Origin of the sequence: Sinorhizobium fredii (genome assembly GCF_002944405.1) — a bacterium.
GTDB lineage: Bacteria > Pseudomonadota > Alphaproteobacteria > Rhizobiales > Rhizobiaceae > Sinorhizobium > Sinorhizobium fredii_C.
Map to the genome: position 1 here is coordinate 337,084 of NZ_CP024309.1, position 23,654 is coordinate 360,737.

Annotated in this window: 18 protein-coding genes and 1 pseudogene; 2 read left to right on the top strand and 17 right to left on the bottom strand. The window is 57.7% G+C overall.

The genetic code is table 11. From position 1 onward, the window contains the following. Positions 1–99: 99 nt before the first annotated feature. Genes NXT3_RS22825 through NXT3_RS22835 form a run of 3 tightly spaced genes read right to left on the bottom strand, consistent with a single transcriptional unit; the run spans position 100 to position 4,941 of the window. Positions 100–2,799 carry a lyase family protein gene (locus NXT3_RS22825; RefSeq protein ID WP_104840556.1) on the bottom strand — a complete coding sequence of 900 codons (2,700 nt, stop codon included), beginning with the start codon at positions 2,797–2,799 and terminating at the stop codon, positions 100–102. Beyond that, positions 2,786–3,880 (bottom strand): cysteine synthase family protein, encoded by a 1,095-nt coding sequence (locus tag NXT3_RS22830; protein WP_234828179.1) that lies wholly within the window; start codon positions 3,878–3,880, stop codon positions 2,786–2,788. Before NXT3_RS22830 ends, NXT3_RS22825 begins: the two co-directional genes overlap by 14 nt. 5 nt (positions 3,881–3,885) lie before the next feature. Next, the gene (locus NXT3_RS22835) at positions 3,886–4,941 is read right to left on the bottom strand and encodes a GHMP family kinase ATP-binding protein (protein WP_104840557.1); all 1,056 of its coding nucleotides are present in this window, start codon (positions 4,939–4,941) and stop codon (positions 3,886–3,888) included. 925 nt (positions 4,942–5,866) lie between these two features. Between NXT3_RS22835 and NXT3_RS22840 the strand changes: the two are divergent. Next, positions 5,867–6,064, top strand: a pseudogene (locus NXT3_RS22840) (helix-turn-helix domain-containing protein); the annotation flags it as partial. A 1,275-nt stretch (positions 6,065–7,339) separates the two neighbouring features. Here the strand turns inward: NXT3_RS22840 and NXT3_RS22850 are convergent. From NXT3_RS22850 to nifH, 11 genes are all read right to left on the bottom strand, one after another. After that, positions 7,340–8,353, bottom strand: coding sequence for a 1-aminocyclopropane-1-carboxylate deaminase (locus NXT3_RS22850; protein ID WP_104840559.1), 1,014 nt, complete (start codon positions 8,351–8,353; stop codon positions 7,340–7,342). Positions 8,354–8,677: 324 nt separating this feature from the next. Then, on the bottom strand, positions 8,678–8,923 hold the full coding sequence (locus NXT3_RS22855; protein ID WP_234828180.1) for an exopolysaccharide production repressor protein: 246 nt from the start codon (positions 8,921–8,923) through the stop codon (positions 8,678–8,680). After that, on the bottom strand, positions 8,923–9,240 hold the full coding sequence (fdxB, locus tag NXT3_RS22860; RefSeq protein WP_104840690.1) for a ferredoxin III, nif-specific: 318 nt from the start codon (positions 9,238–9,240) through the stop codon (positions 8,923–8,925). Before fdxB ends, NXT3_RS22855 begins: the two co-directional genes overlap by 1 nt. After that, entirely contained in the window at positions 9,240–9,440 is a 201-nt protein-coding gene (locus tag NXT3_RS22865) for a CCE_0567 family metalloprotein (RefSeq protein WP_104840561.1), read from the bottom strand. The genes fdxB and NXT3_RS22865 overlap by 1 nt, the downstream gene beginning before the upstream one ends. A gap of 16 nt (positions 9,441–9,456) precedes the next feature. Next, positions 9,457–9,945: a NifX-associated nitrogen fixation protein gene (locus NXT3_RS22870; RefSeq protein ID WP_104840562.1), complete on the bottom strand. Its 489-nt coding sequence runs from the start codon at positions 9,943–9,945 to the stop codon at positions 9,457–9,459. A 3-nt stretch (positions 9,946–9,948) separates the two neighbouring features. Further along, on the bottom strand, positions 9,949–10,443 hold the full coding sequence (nifX, locus tag NXT3_RS22875; protein ID WP_104840563.1) for a nitrogen fixation protein NifX: 495 nt from the start codon (positions 10,441–10,443) through the stop codon (positions 9,949–9,951). After that, on the bottom strand, positions 10,409–11,794 hold the full coding sequence (gene nifN, locus NXT3_RS22880) for a nitrogenase iron-molybdenum cofactor biosynthesis protein NifN (protein WP_104840564.1): 1,386 nt from the start codon (positions 11,792–11,794) through the stop codon (positions 10,409–10,411). Before nifN ends, nifX begins: the two co-directional genes overlap by 35 nt. Beyond that, complete coding sequence (gene nifE, locus NXT3_RS22885; RefSeq protein WP_104840565.1) at positions 11,791–13,293, bottom strand: nitrogenase iron-molybdenum cofactor biosynthesis protein NifE; 1,503 nt, start codon at positions 13,291–13,293, stop codon at positions 11,791–11,793. The genes nifN and nifE overlap by 4 nt, the downstream gene beginning before the upstream one ends. Positions 13,294–13,357: 64 nt before the next feature. Beyond that, on the bottom strand, positions 13,358–14,899 hold the full coding sequence (nifK, locus tag NXT3_RS22890; protein WP_104840566.1) for a nitrogenase molybdenum-iron protein subunit beta: 1,542 nt from the start codon (positions 14,897–14,899) through the stop codon (positions 13,358–13,360). Positions 14,900–15,021: 122 nt separating this feature from the next. Next, a complete protein-coding gene (nifD, locus tag NXT3_RS22895; protein ID WP_104840567.1) occupies positions 15,022–16,524 on the bottom strand; it encodes a nitrogenase molybdenum-iron protein alpha chain in 1,503 nt (500 codons plus the stop codon). Positions 16,525–16,633: 109 nt separating this feature from the next. Continuing rightward, complete coding sequence (gene nifH / locus NXT3_RS22900) at positions 16,634–17,527, bottom strand: nitrogenase iron protein (protein ID WP_028003516.1); 894 nt, start codon at positions 17,525–17,527, stop codon at positions 16,634–16,636. Positions 17,528–18,277: 750 nt separating this feature from the next. Here nifH and NXT3_RS32695 point away from each other — a divergent pair. Continuing rightward, positions 18,278–18,649, top strand: a complete 372-nt coding sequence (locus NXT3_RS32695; protein WP_234828181.1) for a hypothetical protein — start codon at positions 18,278–18,280, stop codon at positions 18,647–18,649. On the opposite strand, the gene NXT3_RS22915 is transcribed toward NXT3_RS32695, so the two are convergent. The 3 genes from NXT3_RS22915 to NXT3_RS22925 all read right to left on the bottom strand — a co-directional run bounded on the left by NXT3_RS22915 (position 18,627) and on the right by NXT3_RS22925 (position 23,608). Further along, entirely contained in the window at positions 18,627–20,042 is a 1,416-nt protein-coding gene (locus NXT3_RS22915; protein WP_104840568.1) for a cytochrome B6, read from the bottom strand. The genes NXT3_RS32695 and NXT3_RS22915 overlap by 23 nt on opposite strands. A 378-nt stretch (positions 20,043–20,420) precedes the next feature. Next, positions 20,421–21,647 carry a metal-dependent hydrolase family protein gene (locus tag NXT3_RS22920; RefSeq protein ID WP_104840569.1) on the bottom strand — a complete coding sequence of 409 codons (1,227 nt, stop codon included), beginning with the start codon at positions 21,645–21,647 and terminating at the stop codon, positions 20,421–20,423. A 983-nt stretch (positions 21,648–22,630) separates the two neighbouring features. After that, entirely contained in the window at positions 22,631–23,608 is a 978-nt protein-coding gene (locus NXT3_RS22925; protein ID WP_104840570.1) for a LysR family transcriptional regulator, read from the bottom strand. Between the last annotated feature and the right edge of the window lie 46 nt (positions 23,609–23,654).

The window sequence follows — 23,654 nt, forward strand, 5'->3', positions numbered from 1 at the left end:
CACGAATCAGACGACGCTCAACTCAGGGATCCAAACACGCAAAATGCGGCACTTCGTTCACACAGACCCGTACGAAATCCCAACACCTATCCCACATCGTCAACAAGCAGAATATTCATTTATGAGCTCTTTCACCCTCTGTCTGCGCTGCATCTCGGCACGTGCCCAGCCCTCCCGCATGTTTACGCATTTCAGTTGCGCATCCCTAAAGAGCGTTCTTGCCAAAGATACCTGGACATCGATCGACCGATTGCTGGGTCCGCCTCCGAACTCCAAAGAGTCCCTGCACTCCTCAAGAGTCGCCGGCAACACATCAGCTAGGTGGCTGGCAAGCTCGCTTCGGCAGTTTGCTGAGCAGCCATCTTGAGAAAGGCGCGTTGCGATCTCCCCCACTTGTGTGTGGGCATCCCTAAATGGAACCCCTCGCGAGGACATTCGTTCGGCGGCGACGGTTGTCATTGCCAAGCCGTCTTCCAGGTTTTCCCGCATTGATGGCGCATTGAAGGACATGAACTTCAATATCAGCGATGTAAGCGTGATGGCCCGTTTGAGGGCATCCTCCGCAAGGTCGAGCGGGGAGCAGCCGTAATTGCTTGCTTCGATCGAGTTACTGAAAGGCGCTTTGCAGCTAGCCGCTGCCGCGGAAACGTAGGCGCCGAGCACTGTGCTTGCTGATCCCTTAATGTGTTCAAGCAGAAATGGGTTCCTCTTTTGAGGCAACATGGAAGAACCGCCGGCAAGATTGCGAGGAACGTCGATGAAGGCGAACTCACGCGTCGTCCAAACCTGCAGGTCCTGAGCCAAACGACTGAGCAAGATTGACACGCCAACAAAGAGTGAAAGGCCCTGTAGATGTAGATCTCGGCTCGCAACCGCATCAAGAGAGTTGAACGACGCCTGTTCGAATCCCAGAAGCGTAGCGGTTTTCATTGGATCTATCGGCATGCTGGTGCCACCGCCGGCTCCGGCCCCCATGGGGCAACTCCTGACCTCTTGAAGAAGTTTATGAAGCCGCTGGCGTTCGCGCCCGAGAGCGAAGAAGACCCCGAGCAGGTAGTGTCCCGGCGATCCTGGAAGTGCAATTTGGTATTGACTGTACAGTGGAGCTATAAGTCCCGACGCTTCTTCGACTCGCTGAAGCAGGACATCTTGTGCAATTCCTATTTGTTCCGACATGGAACACGCCGCTTCCCGAAGAGCCAGGATAGAAATGGTCGCGTTTAAGTCGTTTCGAGACCTCGCAAGGTGTAGCCAACCGGCCTTCTCCGGGCCTGCTCTGGCGGCAAGTTCGGCCTCATAGGCCAGATAGAGACCACGCGGAGCACTGCGGCCGTCCAAAGATTGAAAGCCCTCGTCCTGGAGGTTCAAGATGTGCTTGAGTAGACCGGCTGCGGCGGCTTGGCTGATCAAGCCCTGGTCTGCGAGCATCACCAGATGTGCCTCGTCTACGATAGACTGGTACCGCAGAAGGCGACCGTCACGCGAGATTTCGATAGCCGGAGCAAGCAACTTCATCGCTTCGGGATGTAGGTTCCACTTGCCCTGACTTGATCCGGCGACTTGCTTGTTGTCTGCTTCGCCAGCAGTCGTTTCGATATTAATCATCATGGAATCGATCATCAGTTCAGCTGCCGTGACAGCGGTATCGAGTTCATCGCCAACGCCTACTGCGTAGGCTACTCGGTCTCTGAAGTCGCCGTTGATCTGTAATTCCTCCCCCTCAGATTTCAGAAGACCCGCTTCGGGCACAGTTGCCTCTGGAGTTCGAGAAAAACCCAAGCGTTTTAGGTTCCCGGACTTGTGAGCAACTCGGAAACGGATAGCTCCCGCCCTTTTACTCGGTCGTGGGGGTGCAAACGCTTCACCGCCATAAAGCTCGATCACCATGTCCGGGATTGATGTGCCCAAGGCGTGCGAGAGCATAACTGGAATCATCCCTCCAGCCAGCCTGGGATTGACCTCAATAACGACGGGGCCGGAGTCCGATATCACGAACTCAACATGAGCCGGTCCGAAGTCCAATCCTAGAGCCGATACCGCGCCTGCGGCAAAAGAAGCCAGTTCATCCAAGGACGACTGCGGAAGAGGGGCCGGGAAGTCGTGCCCCACCTCTACAAAACAGGGAGGCGGCCCCTTGTGCTTGGCGATAATTCCAAGGCAATGTAGCGTCCCATCGTATGCAATCATTTCTGCAGAGTATTCCTTACCCTCTACGAATTGCTGAATGAGGATCTCGGGGCTGCGCAAATCCACTTGATCAAGCAGCACGTCGTGTGCACTTTCAAACGCCTTGACAACGGCTGCGGCACTGTCGCAAAGCCTTACACCGCTACTGCCGCTTCCGGAGACCGGCTTCACGACGACAGGGAAGATAGCTTGGGCAAGAATGTTCTCGACGTCTCTGAGGGAAGTGGCCAGCCGAGTTTCGGGAACCGAAATTGCTTGTCGCTGCAACTCGGTCACTTGCTTCCATTTGTTCCGGCACGTAGCTATGGCGTCCGGACGCGCTGCTGGTAACCCGATCGCCTTCGCGACTCTTGACGCTGTTTCCACAAAGTAGTCCGACGTCGAATACGTCCCTGCCAAACGTGTTAGCTTTGCGGCGACCCCAATGATTTCATCCGGATAACGCGTCTCAGCTTCTATTATTCTTGCGACGGATCCCTCAAGAAAGGGATAGCGGGCAGGATTACGCGTCACGAGATAAGGTTCAAAGCCTAGGACTCTTGCCCGTTTCATCAATAGCTCGCCAGTCCCTGTCGTGTTGCTTTCCACGAAGAGGAAACTACCTCGGTTCATCGAAACTCTCCAACTCGTTTAGGACAGCTTCCCGACTTCTCCGGTTCCAAAAATATCTGTTCCATGGCGGGAAAGCAGTCACGGGATGCTCCTCGCTAGCCGGAGCGTCCAGAAGAATACCCTGATCCGAAGATCCGTTCTGCTTGAGCCCCTCGTGATCGTAGACAGCTTCAACATAGCGATGGCCTTCATCAGGACATATGACGACCACGGTCTCCTTTGGAAACTGTCGAGCGCGCCAGTGCCCAACGACGTAGCTCGCCCCGGAGGTTGGACCGGCGAAAATGGCGTGCCGCTGGTGGAGGGCACGCGTTGCAGCAAATGCCAGCGATGCCGATATGAAATGCACCTCGTCATATAGTTCATGCTTGACATTCTTGGGGACAAGACTATTGCCTAATCCTCGCAGTTTTCTTTCGCCGTCCGGTTGGCAAAAAATGACGCTATTGAACGTGTCCACTCCGATCAGGCGGGCGGCCGGGGATTTTTGGCGGAGGCGCTCTATTGTTCCGCAAGTAGAGCCGCCTGATCCAACAGACCCCACTAACGTCACGGCGGCGCCGAGCATCTCCGAAATCTGGTCGGCGAAATCCTTGTAGGCTGCCGGATTGTCAGGTGTTTCATATTGACGAGGCCAGAAACATGAGTGGCCGAACTGTGTCATTCTAGCGTGCAATGCGTCGAGACGGCTCCTTTGATATCCACCCTCCCTCGCTTTTTCAGTCACTACGAAAACTTCCGCGCCCAGGGATCTCAACCTGGTTTCCAGTGCCCTATCCATCACTGGGTCTGTAAAAATCTCGAGCTGTAATCCGATTTCCCGGCAGACTACAGCCAATCCCAGGGCGAAGGTCCCGCTCGACGTCTCCAAAACTTTCGCGTCGGGCTTCAACGTCCTCCGATTCAACGCTTGTTCGAGAATATACTTCGCAGGCAGAAGCTTCATGAATGCGAATTGCGCAAGATAAAGATTTGTCCCACACCGAATAATGCGCGGTAGCGAATAGGCATCAGAATAGCTGGAGAATGGCAGGTGTTCTCGGTGCAAGTGTTCTCGGACGGTTCTCATACGACTGGTCATCAGTGTTAACTCATAGTCAGATATATTTTCGGCGAGTTATCAAAAGGCCTTACGTGGTCCACTACGGACCGAAGCTTCCGTGGGAAATCAGGTGCCATCCGATCAAGCATTATTCCGATCATCGTACCGCTGTGCGCCACTATAACTCCGAGCGCGCCGGTCTCCTCGGATGCTTTTAGAGTCGAAACTAGATGCTTCTTCGGAACCCGTTTCTGATGCAGGAGCGCACTTGCGGTAGCTATTTCGCCTACTGCAGCCACGTCGCCCTGCGGAATTGCAACCCGCGCTCGCTCGAGCAATTCGTGATACTGCGTTCTCTGATAAGCGGAGACTTCCCCTCGCCGTTGATCATAGTCGACTGTCTCGACCGTTCCTCCTTCATCGATACCGACGATAGCAAGGGGCGGCATTTGCCCGAGGAAGGAGAGAAGGCTGCATGATCGCTGTTGATATGCGACCGTGCCGGGGTACATCACTCCATCGGATGGCTCGATCTCCGCCATTAGCTTCTCGATCAACGATGTCCGGACCCTACGCTTGAAGCAGGAGGCGATTGACCGTGCAGTCGCAACAAGATCTGCGGACGAACTCGCCAGGCCTTTTCCTTCAGGGAGCTCAGATTGCAAAAGGAGGGTTCCTCCCGGGACACTGAGCGCAGTCACAAGGTTCTCAGCCAGTCGTTTTGCTTTGAACTTATGTTGCGGATAAACGGTTACAGATCGTGTGCCTGCAATCGGCATGAAGTGGGCCCGCGCAAACACCGCGATGGGCATCGTGATCAAGAAATGAGATTCACGGGAAAGATAGCCGATCGGCAATTGGCCTTGCAGCAACTCGCCGAATGTGCCGCAACAAAGAGCTTCACCCTCGCCAGAAGCAATACCAGGCTGCTGCCCATCCTCAACCACGAATTCGGCCGTATCTTCAGCGTCGAACGTCTGATGTTCCGTGTAGGGCCTCCAGACCTTGTCAGCGGCCGCTTTCACAAGTACTGTGGCGGTGGTGACGCTGGCCACGCTTCCTAGAGGGTCGATGGAACGGGTGGGATTCTCGATCGACATATCACTTCCTCACCGGGCTCATTGACATCTGAACTGCTGTGGGGAACGACACCCGGACGCCGAACCAGAATCGCGTTCCCGTGTACCGGGCCCAACTCCGCGACCGATATTCTTAGGATGGCCGATGAGGCTTTTTCGGTCTAGCTACCAGTTCGGGTAGGGCGTCGCAGATGCGATCCTAAAGCAGAATTCGCTAAGACTTACAACGCTTATAGCAACCGCCTCCTGACATGCATCCTTAATCATATGTTTTGGACTTGGATCACTGAACATAGCCAAAGCAAAAGCGCCGTTGTAATGAACTGGCACAGACACTCGAGCGGATCAACGTCAGTGGAGCTCCCTTGGAATCAGAATGAGATCATGAATGTCGGACCAAGCGTCAGGCGAGGTGCATAACTGGCGGTGTGGAGCACGTTCTGGCGCCCTCCAGTTTGCCAATTTTCAGCTGCGACGGATTCAAACCTGCCCGCATTCGCGTGCTCGCAACGCCCCCCGCGGCCTGAACGATCGCTTGCTCGCCTAGCCGCTCTGTCGATCGCTGGTAGCCAAAAAACTCATCGAGAGTTTCCACGCTGACGCGAAGACGAGCGATGACGAAATGCGGGCCAGCATACCCGGAGCCTTATGCCAAGACCGGTGGGCAGCTCTTTAAGCGCCTTCAGACGCTCAATCCGAGGAGGTGAGAAACCTCGCAGCAGACATTATTGTCAGGTTTGTCCAGCAACGGCATAGCGGTACCCGCCTGACTTGCTGCTGCATCCGGATTTAAATGACTGGCAGACAAGAAAAGATCTCCTTCCTTTAAAATTGGCACAACTTTTGAACTGCTCGCAGGAGTGACGACGATCCGCAGCCCTTGAAACGAAGGAAGGAAAGCAGGATGTCAGCTCTGCGTAGACCCACTAATGTCATCGAGAAAAATCTTGATCTCTCTCTAAGAGAAAAAGAGTGTATTTTGTGGGTGGCACGAGGAAAATCGTCCTGGGACATAGGAGTTATTATGAGCATATCTGAAAACACTGTAAACTTTCATATAAAAAACGTAATGCGAAAGTTAGATGCTGCCAGCAGAACCGTTGCCGCTATCAAGGCAATAAACCTCGGACTCATCGAGTTGTAAGATCCGCGATCTTCGAGCTTAGCCACGATCCGCCTTTTCGGCGTGCCACATTTGCGCACTTGCGGGGTGCAATTCATGTGATTCGAACGCACGTGTGGTGCGATCTTCTTGAAATCCGGCATTTCAAAGCGGTGCTGCATTTATTGCACTTGCGTTTTAATGTAAGGGCGACGAGCTCCGACCTTTCCTTCCCTGCCCGAGGTCGCGAGATATGCTCCTCCCTCGGCAGGAGCGGAACGGATTGATCAGAGATCGCGCTGAAGCCGTGCTCGGAAGTCCCTTTTAATGCCTGATGGTCTCTTTCATCACGGCCACGATCGCGGAGGACTCCTCTCTGCTAACGAGATGTATGTCAACCAACACTGTATTTGTCGGACCCGCTTCACTATTGCACTCTCATGTAACATGTCGACAATTATGAATATATTTTCTGCGATCCGTTCTGCATCGTTGGCACCCGCGTTGCATTGAACATGAGTCGTTCCGATCGGTTTGCGCCGAGGCTCAGGGCGACTCAGAAGGGACCATGCCACATGCTTGCAATGTATGGGACCTTGTGATGGGCTGTGCGATCTCAACCGAAAACAAATCCTACTCTCGGTAGCAATACAATGGTTCGATGGCCAAGCAAGCCCCGCGCCCGAGGCATCCGCAGTATTCGCGTTTCAAGAAGGGGGCCGATAATCATTGGCTTAGACGATATCTCAAATTCGGTGCTTCAACCGGACCGGAGCCAAATTGCATCTGCACGGAGGCGCACGTCCTCACGCCGACACAGTGTTTGAAAGACGGCAGGTTCCTCGGGAAGGAGGACGCGCATTACTGGATTTTGCGAGTGCTCAAAAAGCCAGCGGAACAGCGACTATGACCTGCTCGCTTCAGCCGGCAGCTTGAGCGTGTTCAGCACTTCTATCCATAGATCGATAAAGCGGGTGGTTTCCGAGGCCCCCGGAAGGCGCCACGATCAGCCCCCACAGCGCCCTGCGCAGCTCTCGGGCCATTCCGCGGTATCTACCCACGAGATTCGACTCATTATCTGCAGCAGATCGGAGACTTCGGCGAGCCGCAGCGCACCGGGCGGCGGTACGCGCAGGGTGGTGAGCGCGCCGCGGCCTCGCATTGGCCAGTGCAGTTATGACTGGGCTGCAAGGTCGGTGGCCATGCGAATAACTCCTGAGGAGGTTGCCTCCGTTGGCTGGACTTAAGTGGACCGGGGCCCATGGAAGGCGGTCAAACACGAAATGGGACTGTGTTATTAGTCACATGTGCCGAGCGTCAGCCATTTAAGAATGTATTGCTATAACTGTTGACCGCCGGCGCGCCGCCGAGATGCACGTAGAGGACCTTCGATCCCTCCGCAAAGAAGCCTTTCTGGACGAGGTCGATTATTGCGTGCATGGATTTGCCCTCATAGACCGGGTCCGTAATTATCCCTTCGAGCCGGGCACACAGGCGAATGGCGTCTTTCGTACCGTCGGACGGAATGCCATAACATGGGTACGCGTACTGCTCGAACAATCTCACATCATCGTCCGCGATTTCCATGCCGAGATCGATGAGTTTTGCCGTGTGGCGAGCAATCTGGAGCACCTGCGCCTTGGTCTGGTTGGGGGTAGCGGAGGCATCGATACCAATCACGTTTCGCTGTCGCCCGTCCTTGGCGAAGCCAACGACCATGCCCGCGTGCGTTGAACCCGTCACCGTGCAAACCACGACATAGTTGAAGGCAAATCCAAGTCGCTTCTCCTGTGCGCGCACTTCCTCCGCGAACCCGACGTAACCCAGCCCACCATACTTGTGAACAGATGCCCCGGCCGGAATCGCATAGGGTCTGTCTCCCCTTTGCTTCACCTCGGCGAACGCCTGTTCCCAACTGCGGCGGATGCCGATGTCAAAGCCCTCATCGACCAAGCGTACCTCTGCTCCCATGATCCGGCTCAATAGAATGTTGCCGATGCGGTCATATAGGGCATCCTCATGTGGTACCCAGCTCTCCTGCACCAGGACGCATTTCATGCCGATCTTAGCCGCGACCGCGGCGACCATACGCGTATGGTTCGACTGCACGCCGCCGATCGAGACAAGCGTATCGGACTTCGACGCAATCGCGTCGGGGATGATGTATTCGAGTTTGCGGAGCTTGTTCCCGCCTAACGCGAGTCCGGAGTTGCAGTCTTCGCGTTTGGCGTAGATTTCCACCTTTCCGCCTAAATGCTTGCCAAGGCGGTCGAGCTTCTCGATCGGTGTAGGCCCAAAGGTAAGCGGGTAGCGTTCGAATTTTTCCAGCATGTTCTCTCCAATGAGACGTAATTGAGCTGAAGCCAGCTATGCACGACGCCCGCTAAGACGCGTCTTTCTAATTTTAAGTCGACTGCTCTCTTTCGCCCCTGCTGGTTAGTTTCCAACGAAGTCTATGTCATCGAGACAATAACCACATCCTCGCGTTCTCCGTTGAAACAAGCGCCTACGGACCTGCATCCCCCTCGGTTGGAACGACCTGAAACTGGTCGCCTCGTGGAATATCGATGTCCGCCCGAGGAGTGGCGACGTGCTATGCGTGGGACCCAAGCGCGGAAGGGTTCATTCATCATTCTCATGAGACTCGTGCAATCATTAGCGAAACTTCTTGCGAGGCTTCTCGGTTTGGCAAACTCTCTGAATGCGGCAAGACCGCCAGATTAGAAAGAGGACACCTCCGAAATAACTTATCTGAAGAAGCAGCCAACCAGCCAACGTTGCGACGATTACCTGGCGAATGGAATGCGAGAAGAAATAGGCCGTCAGAGCATTACTGCAAAGGAACAGTGCCAGGACAATACAGAAGAGTCTAAGGGGCAACGCCGTTCTCCTGGTTGCCATCAGGCAGCAATCTTGTCAGCCGCAACATGGGTCTGACAGTTCTTCGGGCAGACGCGGGCGCAGGCTCCACATCCGATGCAACGGCCGGCCTGGTCGACGACCATGATCATGCGATTGAGCTCGCCATCGAAGTCATCGTCCTCGTCGTCGCAGATGCCAAGGACTTCACCCGCGTCATCGACGCCGTAAAGGTGCATGACCTCGCGCGAGCAGACCTTGAAGCAGCGGCCGCAGCCGATGCAGGTCGTGCCATCGATAGCAGTCAGATATTCGGGCATCCAGTTCGAGCCGTCGCGGGTAAGGAAAGGGCTCGTCATCATGAGTCCTCCAGCGCACTGAGCTCTCTTTTCGCTGAGTCCAGGTGGGCAAAAGCATCGAACGTCTTCTCGGCGACCACCTTGATCTCGCGCCAGTTGACTGGGAGGTCCTCGGCAAGATCGTGTAGTTCCATCTTCGCAGTTCCGGCTCGCGACTGCAGTTTGCGAACTTTTTTCCTGAGTTCCTCAACATCCGACATGATCTTCTTCCTCGGGTCAGGCCCGTGCCGCGTCGGGATAGGCTTCGATGGTCGCTATGGCATCATCGACCAGTTTCGAACCCGCCTTTGCGAGTTTGCCGAGTGTGTCGAAGCCGAACCGATGGACATCGCGCAGGGTCTTCGAAAGAACCACCAATCGCCCGGTCGTGAGAACAACGCGACCGAAGCCCTCAGGGCTCATCATCATGGTCGACGATGCAAGCAGCCCGGAGCGCTCCTCGATCGCAAGAGCCGCGCAGGTGTAGAAAATCTGGAGCCTCCACAGCACGTCTGGATCGGGATCGCCGATGATCGGGATCTCACGGCGCTGCTCCTTCGTGACGATGAAGTCTGCGAGCAGGTCGGCGTCGGATTTATCCTCCCACATTCCGTAGGTGTCCTGGGCGCGGATCAGGCGTATGAGGCTTTTGAGGAAAGGCGTGGCAAGGGCCTTCTCGTCCGCCTCGACGGCATGGATGACCGGGGTAACCGACGGTGATCTCATCGTTCAGTCCTCGTCCTCGAAGGATTGCTTTTTGGCGGCGCCCGCTTCCATCAGCACCCTGCGCAGCCAGGGTGGAGGACCCGTCCTGAGCATGGTCTGGGTGCGGGTTAATACGTCTTCAATGGACTGGTTTTGCGGCACTTTGATCGGATGGATTCTTGCCGAAACAAGCTTTGCTGCGGAGGGCCCGCCGATTGCCAGACAGAATAGGAGATGACACCCCTTCAAGGCCTCCACCTTCGGAGTGATGCGGTCATCGCCCTCGCTCCGGTGCTTGCCGCTCTCGTCCGAAACATCTTCAAAGGCGACAGCTTCCACGAAATTCCAACCATCGGACGTCACCTCGTAGACGGCGAAGCACTTCGCCGATCCGAAATGGGCATTGAGGCTCTTCATATCCTGCGTGGCAATCGCTACCCGCAAGGAACCTGTTTCCCCTTTTGGCCCCTGTGGGCGAACCGCGTCAGTGACGAGAGAAAGTCGGCGGGCGGCTGTCATCTGGCATTTCCCGGTTGCGGAACGGATCGAGTGATCGAGGCGTCGGCATGTGCTGATTCGCCTGGAAGATGTTGGCGACATCGAAGATCAGGTCGCGTGTCCCCTGATAGAGGGTCGTGAGCTTGTGCTGGCTGCCCAGTCGGTCGAAGATCGGGAACCCCACGCGCATAATCGGAATGCCCAGGCGCTCGGCCGCCTGGCGTCCGTGCGAATGGGTGACAAGCAGATCAGCGCCTCCGGCAAGACCTTCCAGATCGCCAAGATCACCGACCTGGACCTGTTTGGCAGGCACTTTCTCAAGAATGTTCGAGGTGCCGGTTGTCGTGACGGCCGCTGAAATTTCTGCGCCCATGCCGGTAAAGAAGATGGCAAGCTGGTAAAGCTGGTCGGGCTCGGCGGCGATGGCAATTTTCTTGCCGCCGAAATGAAAATGCCCGTCGAGCAAGGCGTCCTGCAGCTGTGCGCGGCGACGACGGATTTTCGCTGGCGCCGGCGCACCGGAAAGGGCAGAAAGCAGGGAGACGAAACGGTCTGTGTCCTTCAATCCTGTGAGCGACTGGAACAATGCGTAAGGCACTCCGGTCAGTCTCTCCAGCACCTCCGCCGGACGGCGCATATGCTCGCCGATTGCGATGCATTGCACAGCCGTGCCAAGCTCCTGAATATCCTTGACGGCCGTGCCGCCATAGGTGGTCGGCACCCAACGGTCGTCAGGTACCGTACCGTCGAGCGAGCCGGAAAGGTCGGGCAAAATCACCGCCTTGAGCCCGAAGCTTTCCACCGTCTCGCGCACATGCTCGATGTCAGCGACCGTGAGGTTCCAGCCTGGCAGAATCGCGATCTTCTTGCCCTGCCTTGCCTGCTCACCGCGCAGCGTAATCCTTTGGATCATGGCGGTGACAGCCTTGGCCCAGCCCTCCTCGATCGCTCCCTCGAAATCCGGCGTGTTTGCCAGCACGATCTCGGTGCCTGCGAGTTCTTTCGCGCGCATCATCTTGATGTTTGCGAGATCCCTTGCAAAATCCTCGCCACGTGTTTCCACCAACGCAGTGGTACAAACCCCGATTAGTTCCGGGTTCGTGCGCGTCTTCAGATTGAGGATCGCCTCTTCCAGATGGTCCATGCCGCCTAGGATCGTCGCCACCTCGTCCATCGCCGTCGTCTGCAACGGGACGGCTTCCTTGAAGTGCCTCACGAGGAGGACCAGGGCGAAGCTGGTGCAGCCCTGGCTGCCATGGAACAAGGGCACCGCATCATTGACTCCCAGAAAGGCGAGCGCGGCACCCAGCGGCTGCGAGGACTTTAGCGGATTGACCGCCACCGATTTGGTTTGGGGAAGGATGCGGGTCATCGGCTCACCTCAGCGCTTGCCGAAGCCGTCGGCTGTTGTAGGGATGCTCTTTCACAGTCGTGGAGTGGCTCGGGTCCGCTCTGTGTGCTAGGCAGTTCTTCCTCCAGGGCAGGTTGGTATTCCCATGGTGCCGGCTCCAGCACCTGGCGCCAGATCGGATTGTGAATGGCAAGGTCGATCTGACGTACGAGTTCCACCATGCCGTCATAGCCGGCATAGGGGTGGTGACGTTCCTGGTTGATATCGAGCCAAGGAGTCTTCGCCTTCAGCGCGATGAATTGCGTACGCCCGCCCGAGAGCATGATGTCGGCCTTGCCTTCTGAAAGCAGGTCGTAAAGCTCGCGCGCAGACATCGACTCGAACATGTGGTTCTCGTCCTCAAGGATCTGCTTGATGCGCTCCTTGTCCTCGATGGTCGATTTCTTGACGGAGGTGCCGACGATCTCGACGCCGATCTCCGTCAGCGCATGGACGACCGACCAGGACTTTACCCCGCCGGTATTGAGCAGCACGCGCTTGCCTTCAAGCCTCGGCCGATACGCCTCAAGCTTCCTCCACGCAATCGCCTCCTCCTTCTCGATCAGGGTTTCCGTGCGCTGGATCAGCTCCGGATCGGCCCCCTTGTTCACAAGCAGCTTGGCGATTTGCCGGAGTGCTTCCGATGTGTCGGTGATGCCGTAGAACGAGCCCTCGAAGAAAGGGATGTCCCAGCGCTCCTCCATCTTGCGGGCAAGATTGATGAGCGCCGTCGAGCACACCAACATGGCCGCCCGGGCACGGTGCGCGGAGGCCACGTCGAGGTAGCGCGCGTCACCCGGAATGCAGGCGCGCACGCGAATGCCGAGACGGTCAAGGAGCGGCTTCACCAGCCAGAACTCGCCGGAAAGGTTGAACTCACCCAGGATATTGATGTCGTGAGGCCCTATATCGTCGGGCTCGACCGTGCCGATGACATGATCAAGCAAGGCCTCGCCGGCAAGCTTGTTGCCGAGGTTTTTGGAGCCGACGAAGCCTGGCGCGTTGACTGGCACCACCGGCAAGCCGAACTTTTCCGCCGCGCGCTTGCAGACCGCCTCGATGTCGTCACCGATCAGTGCCGTCACGCAAGTCGAATAGACGAAGATCGCCGGCGGAGCATACTTTTCCTTGATCTCGCGGATCGCCTTGAAAAGCTTCCGCTCCCCCTGCCCCATCACCACGTCGAGCTCGGTGAGGTCTGTCGTGAAGCTGGTGCGCCATAGCGTTTGCCCCGACGACGCCGCGCCGCGGTTGTCCCAGGAATTGCCCTCGCAGGCAAGCGGTGCATGGATCAGGTGCGCCACGTCGGTGATCGGCTGCAGCACGATCTTGGCCCCGTCGAAAGCGCAGCCGCCGGCTGCCGCCCCGGGGGTCAGCGGCTTCGAGCAGCCTTTCTGGCGCGCCTTTGCATCCTTGCTGCGGTTCTTCTCGCAGGCGGGCTCGTCGAAGACATCATTGATTTTAACGGTGAGCGGTGACATTGCGCCGGTTTCTTAACTCCATTGGGGAAGACGGCCGGCCTTGAGCGAAGGCCAGCCGCCGCTGTTAGCGGGTCAGGTCGAAAGAATAGTCCGTCACACCCGTCTCGCTCGTCTCGCGATCGAGCTTGTCGAAGATCTTGTCGAGGATTGCCGTCAAGACGCGTAGGCCCCCTTGGTAGCCCATGAGAGGGAAGCGATGATGATGGTGCCGGTCGAAGATCGGGAACATCAGCCGGATCAGCGGCGTGCCGGTGTCACGCTCCAGGTATTTGCCGTAGGAATTGCCGATCAGCAGGTCCACCGGCTCTGTAAAGAGCAGCGAGCGCATCGCCCAGAGGTCCTTGCCCGCCCAGACCTGCGCATCCTTGCCGAAGGGCGAGGATTGAAGCAGTTCCTTCATTTCGGTTTCCCAGGCCGTGGTGCCATTTGTGGCGAGGCAGTGGGTCGGCTCGCCGCCGGTCTCCATGACGAACCGGGCGATGGCGTAGACGAAGTCGGGATCTCCGTAGATTGCGTATTTCTTGCCATGCAGCCAGGCCTGGCTGTCCGCCATGGCGTCGACCAGGCGGCCGCGCTCCATACCGATTGCCCCAGGGATATCCTTGCCGGAAATCTCCGAGACCTTCATCAGGAATTCGTCGGTCGCCTTCACCCCGAGAGGATAGTGGAACGAGACCGTCGCCTGCCCGACCTCTTTGCAGTATTCCAGCGTCTTGCGGGTGTTGTAGTGCTGCAGCGACAGTGTCGCTTCGGCATTGAGTGCCGCCTTCACGTCCTTGATCATCGTGCCGCCGTCATACATGCGATACATTCCGTCCGACGGCGTGTCGAACTGGTCGGAGGCGTCCTGGAGGAACGTGTAGGACACCTCCATCAGGTCGAGCAGGCGCTTGAGCTCACGGTTGTTGCCGACGCAGAAGCCGTCGAAACCCGGAATGATGTTGATCGCCCCGCAGGTTTCCTTGCGCTCCTGGCCTTTCCAGAAGTGCTCTAGAATGCCCTTGACCATGACGTCGTAGCCATCGACATGGCTGCCGACGAAGGCGGGCGTGTGTGCGAAAGGAACATCGAAGTCTGGCGGGACCGAGCCTTCGTTCCTGGCGTTTTCGATGAAGCCGTGCAGGTCGTCGCCGATGACCTCCGCCATACAGGTGGTCGAGACGGCAATCATCTTCGGATCATAGAGCGTATAGGTGTTGGCGAGCCCGTCGACCATGTTCTTCAGGCCGCCGAACACCGCAGCGTCCTCCGTCATCGAGGACGAGACCGCTGATGACGGCTCCTTGAAATGCCGCGACAGGTGCGAACGGTAATAGGCAACGCAGCCCTGGCTGCCATGCACGAAGGACATGGTCCGCTCGAAGCCAGCGGCAGCAAACACCGCGCCGAGCGGCTGGCATGCTTTGGCGGGGTTCACGACGAGCGCTTCGCGGGCGAGGTTCTTTTCGCGGTACTCCCAGGTCTTGGTGTATTCCCGCTGATCGGTAACGATCTGGTCCGGGTGCGGGCATTCAAAATTCAGCCTCTTCTCGGCAAGCATCTCCCTATATTCCGGCTCGCGGAACAGCGGAGCGTGGTCGAGAACTTTTTCGGCCGACTGCGGCATGGTGGTTACCTCTTTTCATCTGGCGCACCAGGACGGCGGCACAGGGATGTCGAGATGTTTCAGATTCCCCCGAATGGGGTCGGGGACATGAAGGGCCCCCTGCTCCTCGGAGGCCCTGGTCTTCATTCGGCAGCCAGCGCCATCGGCGGCCCGGCCTTTTTCTTCCAAGGGGCGTCGTAGAGGTCCCAGACCGGGCTGTTGATCGCCAGATCCATGTCACGGGCGAAAATCGCGAAGCCGTCGTAGCCGTGATACGGCCCGGAATAATCCCAGGAATGCATCTGACGGAACGGAATGCCCATCTTCTGCACCGGATACTTTTCCTTGATACCGGAGCCAACGAGATCAGGGCGGATCCCTTCGATGAACCTTTCCAGCTCGTAACCGGTCACGTCGTCATAGATTAGCGTGCCCTCTTTTACGTAATGCCCGGTGCGCTGATAGTCGTCGTTGTGGGCGAACTCGTAGCCTGTACCGACGATCTCCATGCCGAGGTCCTCATAGGCTGTGATGACGTGGCGAGGACGCAAGCCGCCGACATAGAGCATCACTGTCTTGCCTTTGAGGCGCGGCCAGTACTTGTCGATGACGGCGTCGACCAAGGGGCGGTACTTGGCAATGACCGCCTCGGTCTTGTCCTCGATCGTCGGTCCGAAATGCTTGGCTATCTTGCGGAGCGACGCTTCGATCTGGGAGGGACCGAAGAAATTGTATTCCATCCAGGGAATGCCGTACTTTTCCTCCATGTGCCGGCAGATGTAGTTCATCGACCGGTAGCAGTGGATCAGGTTGAGCTTGGCCTTCGGCGCCCGCTCTACCTCAGCGAGGGTCGCGTCCCCCGACCAGTTGCCGACCACGCGCAGCCCCACTTCCTCAAGGAGAATGCGCGAGGCCCACGCGTCGCCGCCGATATTGTAGTCGCCGATGATGTTGACATCGAAAGGGCCGGCCTCGAACTCTACTTCCTTCTTGTCGAGGACCCAGTCGCGTATAGCGTCATTGGCAATGTGGTGGCCAAGCGATTGCGAGACGCCTCGGAAGCCCTCGCAGCGCACCGGCACGATCGCCTTGTCGTGCTCGTCGGCCTTTTTGCGCGAGACCGCCTCAATGTCGTCACCAATCAGGCCGATCGGGCATTCCGATTGAATGCTGATGCCATTGTTCAACGGGAACAGCTCTTCGATCTCGTCGATGATCTTTTCGAGCTTCTTGTCGCCGCCGAATACGATGTCCTTCTCCTGGAAATCGGAGGTGAACTGCAAGGTCACAAACGTATCGATGCCAGTCGTGCCGACATAGTAATTGCGGCGCTGCGACCAGGAATACTGGCCGCAACCGACCGGCCCGTGTGAGATATGGACCATATCCTTGACCGGACCCCACACGACACCCTTGGAGCCGGCATAGGCGCAGCCGCGGATCGTCATTACGCCGGGAACGGACTTGATGTTCGACTTGACGTCGCATTCGGAAAGGATCTCTCCCTCCTTGCCGGCCTCGTCTCCGCTCTTCGCGACGCTCAGGTGCTTCTTGCGGCGCTTCGCCGCCTTGTCTGGATAACGCGACAGCACCTGCTCGATAAGCTTCTCATTGAGAGCGCCGTCATTCTCATGGTCGAGGCTCATGGGCCCTGGTCCCTTTCAGGTTCGGTGACGCCTCGCCGACGAGGCGTTGTTCTTTAGGAAGAGCGCGCCGGGGTCGATGCCGGCGCGCTCCTGCCGGCGGCGGGGGAGGTTAATGGGCAGCCGCCAGCGTGGCTTCCTTGGCCTGAAGCTCGGCAAGCATCTGCTCGTCCGTCTTCATGATGCCAAAGTCGAGCAGCATGTCCTCGAGCTCCTCCATGGTGATCGGTGTCGGGACGGTACCCTGGCCCGAATTGGCATGGATCTTCTCGGCCAGCGCGCGATATTCCCCGGCCTGCTTGGAATCCGGCGCATACTGGATCACCGTCATCTTCCTGAGCTCGGCGTGCTGGACGATGTTGTCACGTGGGACGAAGTGAATGAGCTTGGAATTGAGCTTGGCAGCCAGCGCCTCGGAGAGATCGAGCTCGCGGTCTGTCTGACGCTCGTTGCAAATCAACCCGCCGAGCCGCACGCCGCCAGAATGGGCATATTTAAGGATACCCTTGGCGATGTTGTTTGCGGCATAGAGCGCCATCATTTCGCCGGACATGACGATGTAAATTTCTTGCGCCTTGTTCTCGCGGATCGGCATCGCGAAGCCGCCGCATACCACGTCGCCGAGCACGTCGTAGGAGACGTAGTCGACGTCGTCATAGGCGCCGTTCTCCTCAAGGAAGTTGATAGAGGTGATGACGCCGCGGCCAGCGCACCCGACACCCGGCTCCGGGCCACCTGACTCCACGCATTTGATGCCTTTGTAGCCGACCTTGAGCACGTCCTCGAGCTCCAGGTCTTCAACCGAACCCTCCTCTGCGGCGAGATGCAGAACAGTGTCCTGCGCTTTCGAGTTCAGGATAAGGCGGGTGGAGTCGGCTTTGGGATCGCAGCCGACGATAAGGATCTTCTGCCCGAGATCGACAAGGGCTGCGAGCGTATTTTGGGAGGTGGTGGACTTGCCGATGCCCCCCTTGCCGTAGAAAGCGATTTGACGCAAATCTGACATGTTGCCTTCCTTCCTTCGTTCCATCCAGCGCGCAATGGCGGTTGGCAGCCCGCGCCGCCTCGCAATGAAGGGTTCAAAAGTCGTGCCAATTTGGCAGAGCTCGCCCAGGCAAGAGTCTTTTGTTTGTTTCCAGCTATTTAGCCTCCGACAGGACGAAACATGTTGCACAACAAGCCTGTGTCGCGGTTTCGACAAAGCCTACAGAGCTGACGGCGCCAAGTTTGAGGCCGCCGCATGTTGAGCTTGCCTTCGCGGGAAGTCTGATCGGAAGATCTTTTCTCGTATTCACCGAGCCTGCATCCTCGCCGTCTGAATTGAGAACGCGGCCTGGGTACCGTCATGCCAAGAATGCCTAGGCGTCGGCGCTCATGCTGTACAAGCCGAGAGCTTCGCCTCCGAACGGCCGATGGAGCCGGGTGGGGGTGCGGCCGATGGCGCTGGCTGACCCTTCGGAGAGATACCAGCCGCCGGCCTATGTCATACGCAGGGACTCCACCGGACCCCGCTGCATTGGAGGCGGAATGCGACGGTCTTCAAGACAGGACGGGCATTGCAGTTTCTTATTCTGTCTCCACTTTACCGTGTGCTAGCTCTCGTTCGAAGCCACGGGGAGTGACAGGGGCGGATATGTACAAACCGGTGGAACGATTAGGAGAGAGGCTGACATGCCAAGGCAGCTGGCAGGAAGCTGTGCCTGCGGCACGTCATAAAGAAGTAGGCAACCGCCTGGCGTAGATGGTAGGGTGAGTCATGACGAAAGCTACGGAAACAACCCGCTCAGCGGTGACAGGCAAGTTTGTGACGCAGCCCATCGGCGGCAAAAAGGCTGCCAAATTCGCCCAGGTCGAAGGATTGGAGATGAATGCCGCTTCAAAGGCGCTTTCAAAGAAGCTGGCCGCAAGTGGGCTTAAGGGTGAGGCGTACCGTAGCGAGATCGTCAAAGCCTTCAAAAAAGGCTGGCAGGTGGTCCGCTACAATGCCGTCGAAGACCCGCTGTGCTATCCCGGCAGCCATGTGCTGCGCAACAAGGCGGATATCAAGGACCAGGACCACGAATTCCGCCATCAAGAACTTTTTCGGGACCGAAGACGAAGAGACCTCACAGGGCAACCAGATAGGTAACCAGCGCATCCTTTTCTTGCTGTGCAAGCTTTGTTCCCAGAACCAGGTTGAAGAACTCGACCGTGTCGGCGAGTGTCAGCAGCCGCCCATCGTGCAAATAGGGCGGAGAGTCCTTTATGCCGCGCAGTGTGAAAGTCTTGATCGGACCATCCGATGACATTACGAGATCATTGACCTTTTGGCCGACCTTATAGAAGCGCTCAAGCTTCAGGTCGTGCAAGTTGTTGTCCATGAAAGCGGTCCCCGGGAAATGGCAAAGGGCGCAGCGACCCTTGCCCATAAATACCCGTTCGCCCTCCAATTCCTGCTCACTCGCAAGGCTTGGATCGAGGCGTCCGAACGCGTCCAGCTTGAGCGCTGGCGGGAAGTCGATCATATTCTGCATCTGCGCCATCAGCGAGGCCTGGCTCGCGCGATCGAGCAGGTTCACCCCCTTTCGCGCCGCGCTCACATGATCGCCGTTGAAATAGGCCGTGCGCTGCTCGAACTCAGTAAAGTCTTCAACCGACCGAAGAGACCGTTTGGAGCCATGGATCTGCTGATTGAACAGTCCGCGCAGGCTGGTAGTGTCGAGACGAAACCGCTGCGCCTGTGGCCGGACGTCAGGGGTCAGGTGGAAGGCGGCATTCGTATGGAAGTTGGAATGGCAGTCCAGACAGGCAACGCCCAGGCTCTCTTCGGCAACCTTGCGATCCTCGGTCTCATTAAACTCTTCTTGCGGAAACGGCGTTAGCAGCAGCCGAAGCCCTTCCATCTGCACCGGCGTAATGATGCCGCTCATGATCTCATAGAAGTTCCTGGTCGTCAGAAGCTCGCCACGCGACACGTCACCAAGTTCCGGATGCGTGGTCAGGAAGATCGGCGGCGGGAACTCCGGCGTCAGGTGATCGGGGAGGTCGAAGCCGACATCGAAGCGCCTGAGATCCCTGCCTTCCCGGCGGCCGATCTCATTAATCTGCACCTCGGGAAAGACTTGGCCGCCCGTCGCCTGCTTTACATGTGGCAGCGGCAGAAAGCCGCGCGGCAATAGCGCCTGGTCTCTGATCTCGTCTGGGCTCTTGGCGGCCAATGTGTCCCAGCTTACGCCCTTCGGGAGTTTGACGCGAACGCCTGCCTGAACCGCCTTACGGCGACCTGACATCATCACACCTTTTATCGGACGGTCGGAAAGATCGTATCGCTCCTCAAGCAAGCTGCTCTGACGTTTCATGACGCGCGGCTTCGTACGTTCGTCGAGTTCCTTCGCCTCGGAAAACGGGATAGTCGGAAAACTCCTATAGATCAGATCAGCAGGCAGCGGATAAGTCGCGGTCGCAAGGGCATGCGCGGAAACTGAGAATGCGATAGTTATAGCGATCAGAATAAAAGCTATGATCTCACGCAGACCTGACATGTTGCTTTCGCCTTTTCCACTACAATGCCGGACGGCAGGCTTCGTTTGCCGGTGTTCAGTCACCTTCAAAATTTGTGCCAACAGATCAGGGACATTGTTTTGCGATGTGCTCAGCTGCTTGAACGAGAGCGCGGCCGGACGGACGGTGGGCGAACATCAACGTGTCAGGTACCTGACACGTTGATTCGGCGGCTGCAGTCTGCATTGCTCTTCCAGCCAGTGACGAAGCGGATTACATTCTCCTGGCTGCCTGGGTGGGGTGAGATATTCGTCGCGCGCGGCAAAAGCAGTGGAGCTGGTGCATACACTCCCCCGCGAAAAGACATTACCCACTGACTGATAGAGCTCTCACAGCAGCGAGTTTGGACAGCGCGGCGGTTAGCGGTCTTTCACAACACGGCCGCCTTTGATGATCGTGCGAATGCGCTTGGAGTCGGCAAGGATCGACAGGTCCTTCAGAGGATCGCCGTCGATAACGATCACGTCTGCGAAAGCCCCCGGTCCGATGATCCCGACCCTCCCCTCCAGCTGGAGGACCCGGGCCGCATCCACGGTGGCGGAGCGGATCACTTCGTGTGCCGGTAGGACTCGGCCGCGTAACTCGAATTCTTGCGCTTGATACTCGTGCATCCCGCCGAGTAGATCCGAGCCGTAGCCCATCGTTACTCTGGCTTCTCGCAAGGTCTCCAATGCCATCAGACCCGCGGTTAGGACGAAATCGCTCTTTTCGAGCGAAGCCGCCGGCATCCCATGTTCGGCGCCCTCGCGTGCCAAAGCGGCATATGTGATGTTCGTAGGAACCACTACGGCGCCGGACTTCCGTACCCGCTTGGCGGTCGCGGGGGTGATATGATTTCCATGCTCAATCGACCGCACCCCTGCCTCAAGCGCCTTGGAAATCGCTTCATCCGTGTAGAGGTGGGCGGCAACATAAGTGTGCCGGTGCGCCGCTTCCTCGACCACCGCCTGCAGTTCTGGAAGGCTGAACGCGACCGCATCTATGGGGTCGGTTGGCGAAGAAACACCTCCGCTGCCCATGACCTTGACGAAGCGCGCTCCCGCCTTCAGCTCCTCCCTGGCCGCCCGTCGCACTTCCGGTTCACCGTCGCAAATGCGGCCAAGCGCACCGAGCTGGTCGACGTAATAATCTGAAGGGCGCCGATTGTGCCTATCGCGAAAATCGGTGTGGCCGCCTGTCTGAGACAATGCCTTGCCGCAAATCACAAGACGCGGTCCCTCGATTAGCCCGTGCTCGACGGCGTCCACCAGGCCTTGATCGGCGCCGCCCATGTCGCGGACCGTCGTGAAGCCACGGCTCAGCATTCCGCGCATGGTATTTGCGGCATGGAGCGCGACGAGCGTGTTGGGCAGCTCTGCGTTCGCGGCGAGGTTTCCTTTCACGGCAACCACATGCACGTGACAATCAATCAGCCCCGGCATGACGAAGCGCCCCGCCGCGTCTAAAATGCGAGCGTCGGACGGGGCCTTCAAGCGCTCTCCGACTTCGGCGACGAATCCATCCGCGAGCAGAACATCGACCCGATCCGCAGCACGGTCGGCGGTGCCATCCACGATGGCAGCATTGCGAATAACGATTGTTTTCATCCGTGTGCCCCGTGGTTTTCGCGAAAAATCCACCACATACGCCATCACTTCCAGAAATGACGTGCGGCGCTCCGATCTTGTCTCGATAGGTTGGCCAAAGCACTGATCGTCAGCCTTCACGGAGACTCAGCTAAAATCGATTGCGTCGCGGAGGAGAGTAGCCGCGGGCGAAGAAGGCGGCGCGCTCACCGTTGTCTATGCCGAAACCATGACCGCCGACGTCGAGTTCGTTGAGGTAGGCCGATAGCCGGTCGTCCCGTTTCGTGGTGGCGAGCAGGATCGGCGGGTAGAATCGCCCTGGTTTGAATAGGCCGAGATTTCTTCTCCGGGTTTTCAGTATCGCCGCATTCGTCGCTCCAGCTCGCGCTACGAGTAGCTTCGTAACGGCGCATATCGATAGCGGAAAAAAGCTGCAACGCCCAGAAGTGCCAATGTTCTCGGCGATTGCTTCCCGACCCAGACGAGGCTCCGAGGGCCGGAATTCCCAATCGGGGATTGCGCATTCTTTCCCTCGCTTCCCTGATAATCAAAAGTTATGCCAACTGCACATGACCTTCTTCCCGGATGGGTTCACGAGCTAAAGTGGGAGCAATCAACAGCTGGCCGAACACTCCCGTGTCGCGGACGCGACATCCCGACAGCCGCCGGCTGCTGCTCAAGGTCTCAATGCGCTCCGGCGCTAAGCCAGAGGTGGGACGCTCAGGTGTGGCATCATGATCGCGGAGCCCGAGCGCATGCTGCCTGCCCATACGCACGACGCTCGTGCGGATTAAACCGATCAGACGTAGACGGATCACGCCCCGGGACGCCGCAGCGTTCGAGCTTCCCCGGCCGATCCGGACAGCTAGCCCTTTTTTGATCGAGGCGGCCGCTCCCCGAACTGCACTGGGAGCGGGGAAAGCGTGTGGTGATTGCCGCCGGCAGCCTTGGCGCGCTTCGCCGCTAAGGGGTGACATGCCGCCTACGCGTGTGAAGGCCGCGGATCAGAGCTGAGCCGGACAATATTCGTGCTGGTCCGGACTGTTGAGGAGCTCGGACGCAACAAGCGGAGAGGCCAGTCGGGACCCCTCCTCTACCAGCATCTCGCGCAGCCAACGACTGGCAGGATCACTATCGTGAAGCGCAGGCCATTGAACGGCCTCGGTGAACGGAAGGTGTTGTGGCAGCGGAAGCTCGACGACTTGGAGGGGAAGGATTTGCGCGAAATGTTGCGCCAGGCGCAACGGCATGGTTCCTATACGATCGGTGTCCGACAGCATGGGCGGAATCATGCTGTAGCCGTGCACGACGACGTCGATCCGTCTCTTTTGATCGTACTCCAGCAAGAACCGTTCCTCCAGGCCTAGCCTCAGGGTGTCCCCGAACCCAACGACAACGTGCCCCATCGACATGTATCTTTCGAATGTGAGCGGCTCTGACAGCTGCTTGTTCGAACGACAGCCGACACACACGTGTACATCGTCGAACAATTTCGTTCGAGGATGAGCGTTAGACATGAATATCTCCGGCAGAATCAGAAGATCGACGTCGCCCCGCTGGAGAAGGTCCCCATAGTCGTCGGTGGGAGGCCGAAAATCAAAGCTGACGCCGGGAGCTTCACGCGTCGCACGCTCCACAACCCTTTCGAAAAACACGAGCGTCACGTAGTCGGAAAGGATGATCCTGAAGCGACGATCCGATCGGGCCGGATTAAACGGCTCCCAGGATATGATGGAGAGCTGAATGTGCTGCAGAGCCTCCCGAGCCGCGGCCGCCAGCCCTTGCGCACGAGGTGTGGGGATAAATTCGCGCCCCGCCATTGTAAACAACTCATCACGGAAATAGCTGCGCAATCGCGCGACGGCTGCGCTCATCGCCGGCTGACTGAGATTGATGCTGCGTGCCGCCGCCGTGACGTTACGCTCGGTCATCAGGGCGTCGAGCGCGACGAGGAGATTCAGATCAAGGCCTTTAAAACGCATGTCTCTTTATCCATAACGTGGATGTATATCGCATCCCTTATTAGTA

Coding starts and splice junctions, on each gene's coding strand:
- NXT3_RS22920 (WP_104840569.1), bottom strand. CDS start 21,647: ATGAAAACAATCGTTATTCGCAATGCTGCCATCGTGGATGGCACCGCC.
- NXT3_RS22855 (WP_234828180.1), bottom strand. CDS start 8,923: ATGGCAACCAGGAGAACGGCGTTGCCCCTTAGACTCTTCTGTATTGTC.
- NXT3_RS22915 (WP_104840568.1), bottom strand. CDS start 20,042: ATGTCAGGTCTGCGTGAGATCATAGCTTTTATTCTGATCGCTATAACT.
- NXT3_RS22865 (WP_104840561.1), bottom strand. CDS start 9,440: ATGTCGGATGTTGAGGAACTCAGGAAAAAAGTTCGCAAACTGCAGTCG.
- NXT3_RS22825 (WP_104840556.1), bottom strand. CDS start 2,799: ATGAACCGAGGTAGTTTCCTCTTCGTGGAAAGCAACACGACAGGGACT.
- nifH (WP_028003516.1), bottom strand. CDS start 17,527: ATGTCAGATTTGCGTCAAATCGCTTTCTACGGCAAGGGGGGCATCGGC.
- NXT3_RS22870 (WP_104840562.1), bottom strand. CDS start 9,945: ATGAGATCACCGTCGGTTACCCCGGTCATCCATGCCGTCGAGGCGGAC.
- fdxB (WP_104840690.1), bottom strand. CDS start 9,240: ATGACGAGCCCTTTCCTTACCCGCGACGGCTCGAACTGGATGCCCGAA.
- NXT3_RS22835 (WP_104840557.1), bottom strand. CDS start 4,941: ATGTCGATCGAGAATCCCACCCGTTCCATCGACCCTCTAGGAAGCGTG.
- NXT3_RS32695 (WP_234828181.1), top strand. CDS start 18,278: ATGACGAAAGCTACGGAAACAACCCGCTCAGCGGTGACAGGCAAGTTT.
- nifX (WP_104840563.1), bottom strand. CDS start 10,443: ATGACAGCCGCCCGCCGACTTTCTCTCGTCACTGACGCGGTTCGCCCA.
- NXT3_RS22850 (WP_104840559.1), bottom strand. CDS start 8,353: ATGCTGGAAAAATTCGAACGCTACCCGCTTACCTTTGGGCCTACACCG.
- nifN (WP_104840564.1), bottom strand. CDS start 11,794: ATGACCCGCATCCTTCCCCAAACCAAATCGGTGGCGGTCAATCCGCTA.
- nifK (WP_104840566.1), bottom strand. CDS start 14,899: ATGCCGCAGTCGGCCGAAAAAGTTCTCGACCACGCTCCGCTGTTCCGC.
- nifD (WP_104840567.1), bottom strand. CDS start 16,524: ATGAGCCTCGACCATGAGAATGACGGCGCTCTCAATGAGAAGCTTATC.
- NXT3_RS22830 (WP_234828179.1), bottom strand. CDS start 3,880: ATGACCAGTCGTATGAGAACCGTCCGAGAACACTTGCACCGAGAACAC.
- nifE (WP_104840565.1), bottom strand. CDS start 13,293: ATGTCACCGCTCACCGTTAAAATCAATGATGTCTTCGACGAGCCCGCC.
- NXT3_RS22925 (WP_104840570.1), bottom strand. CDS start 23,608: ATGCGTTTTAAAGGCCTTGATCTGAATCTCCTCGTCGCGCTCGACGCC.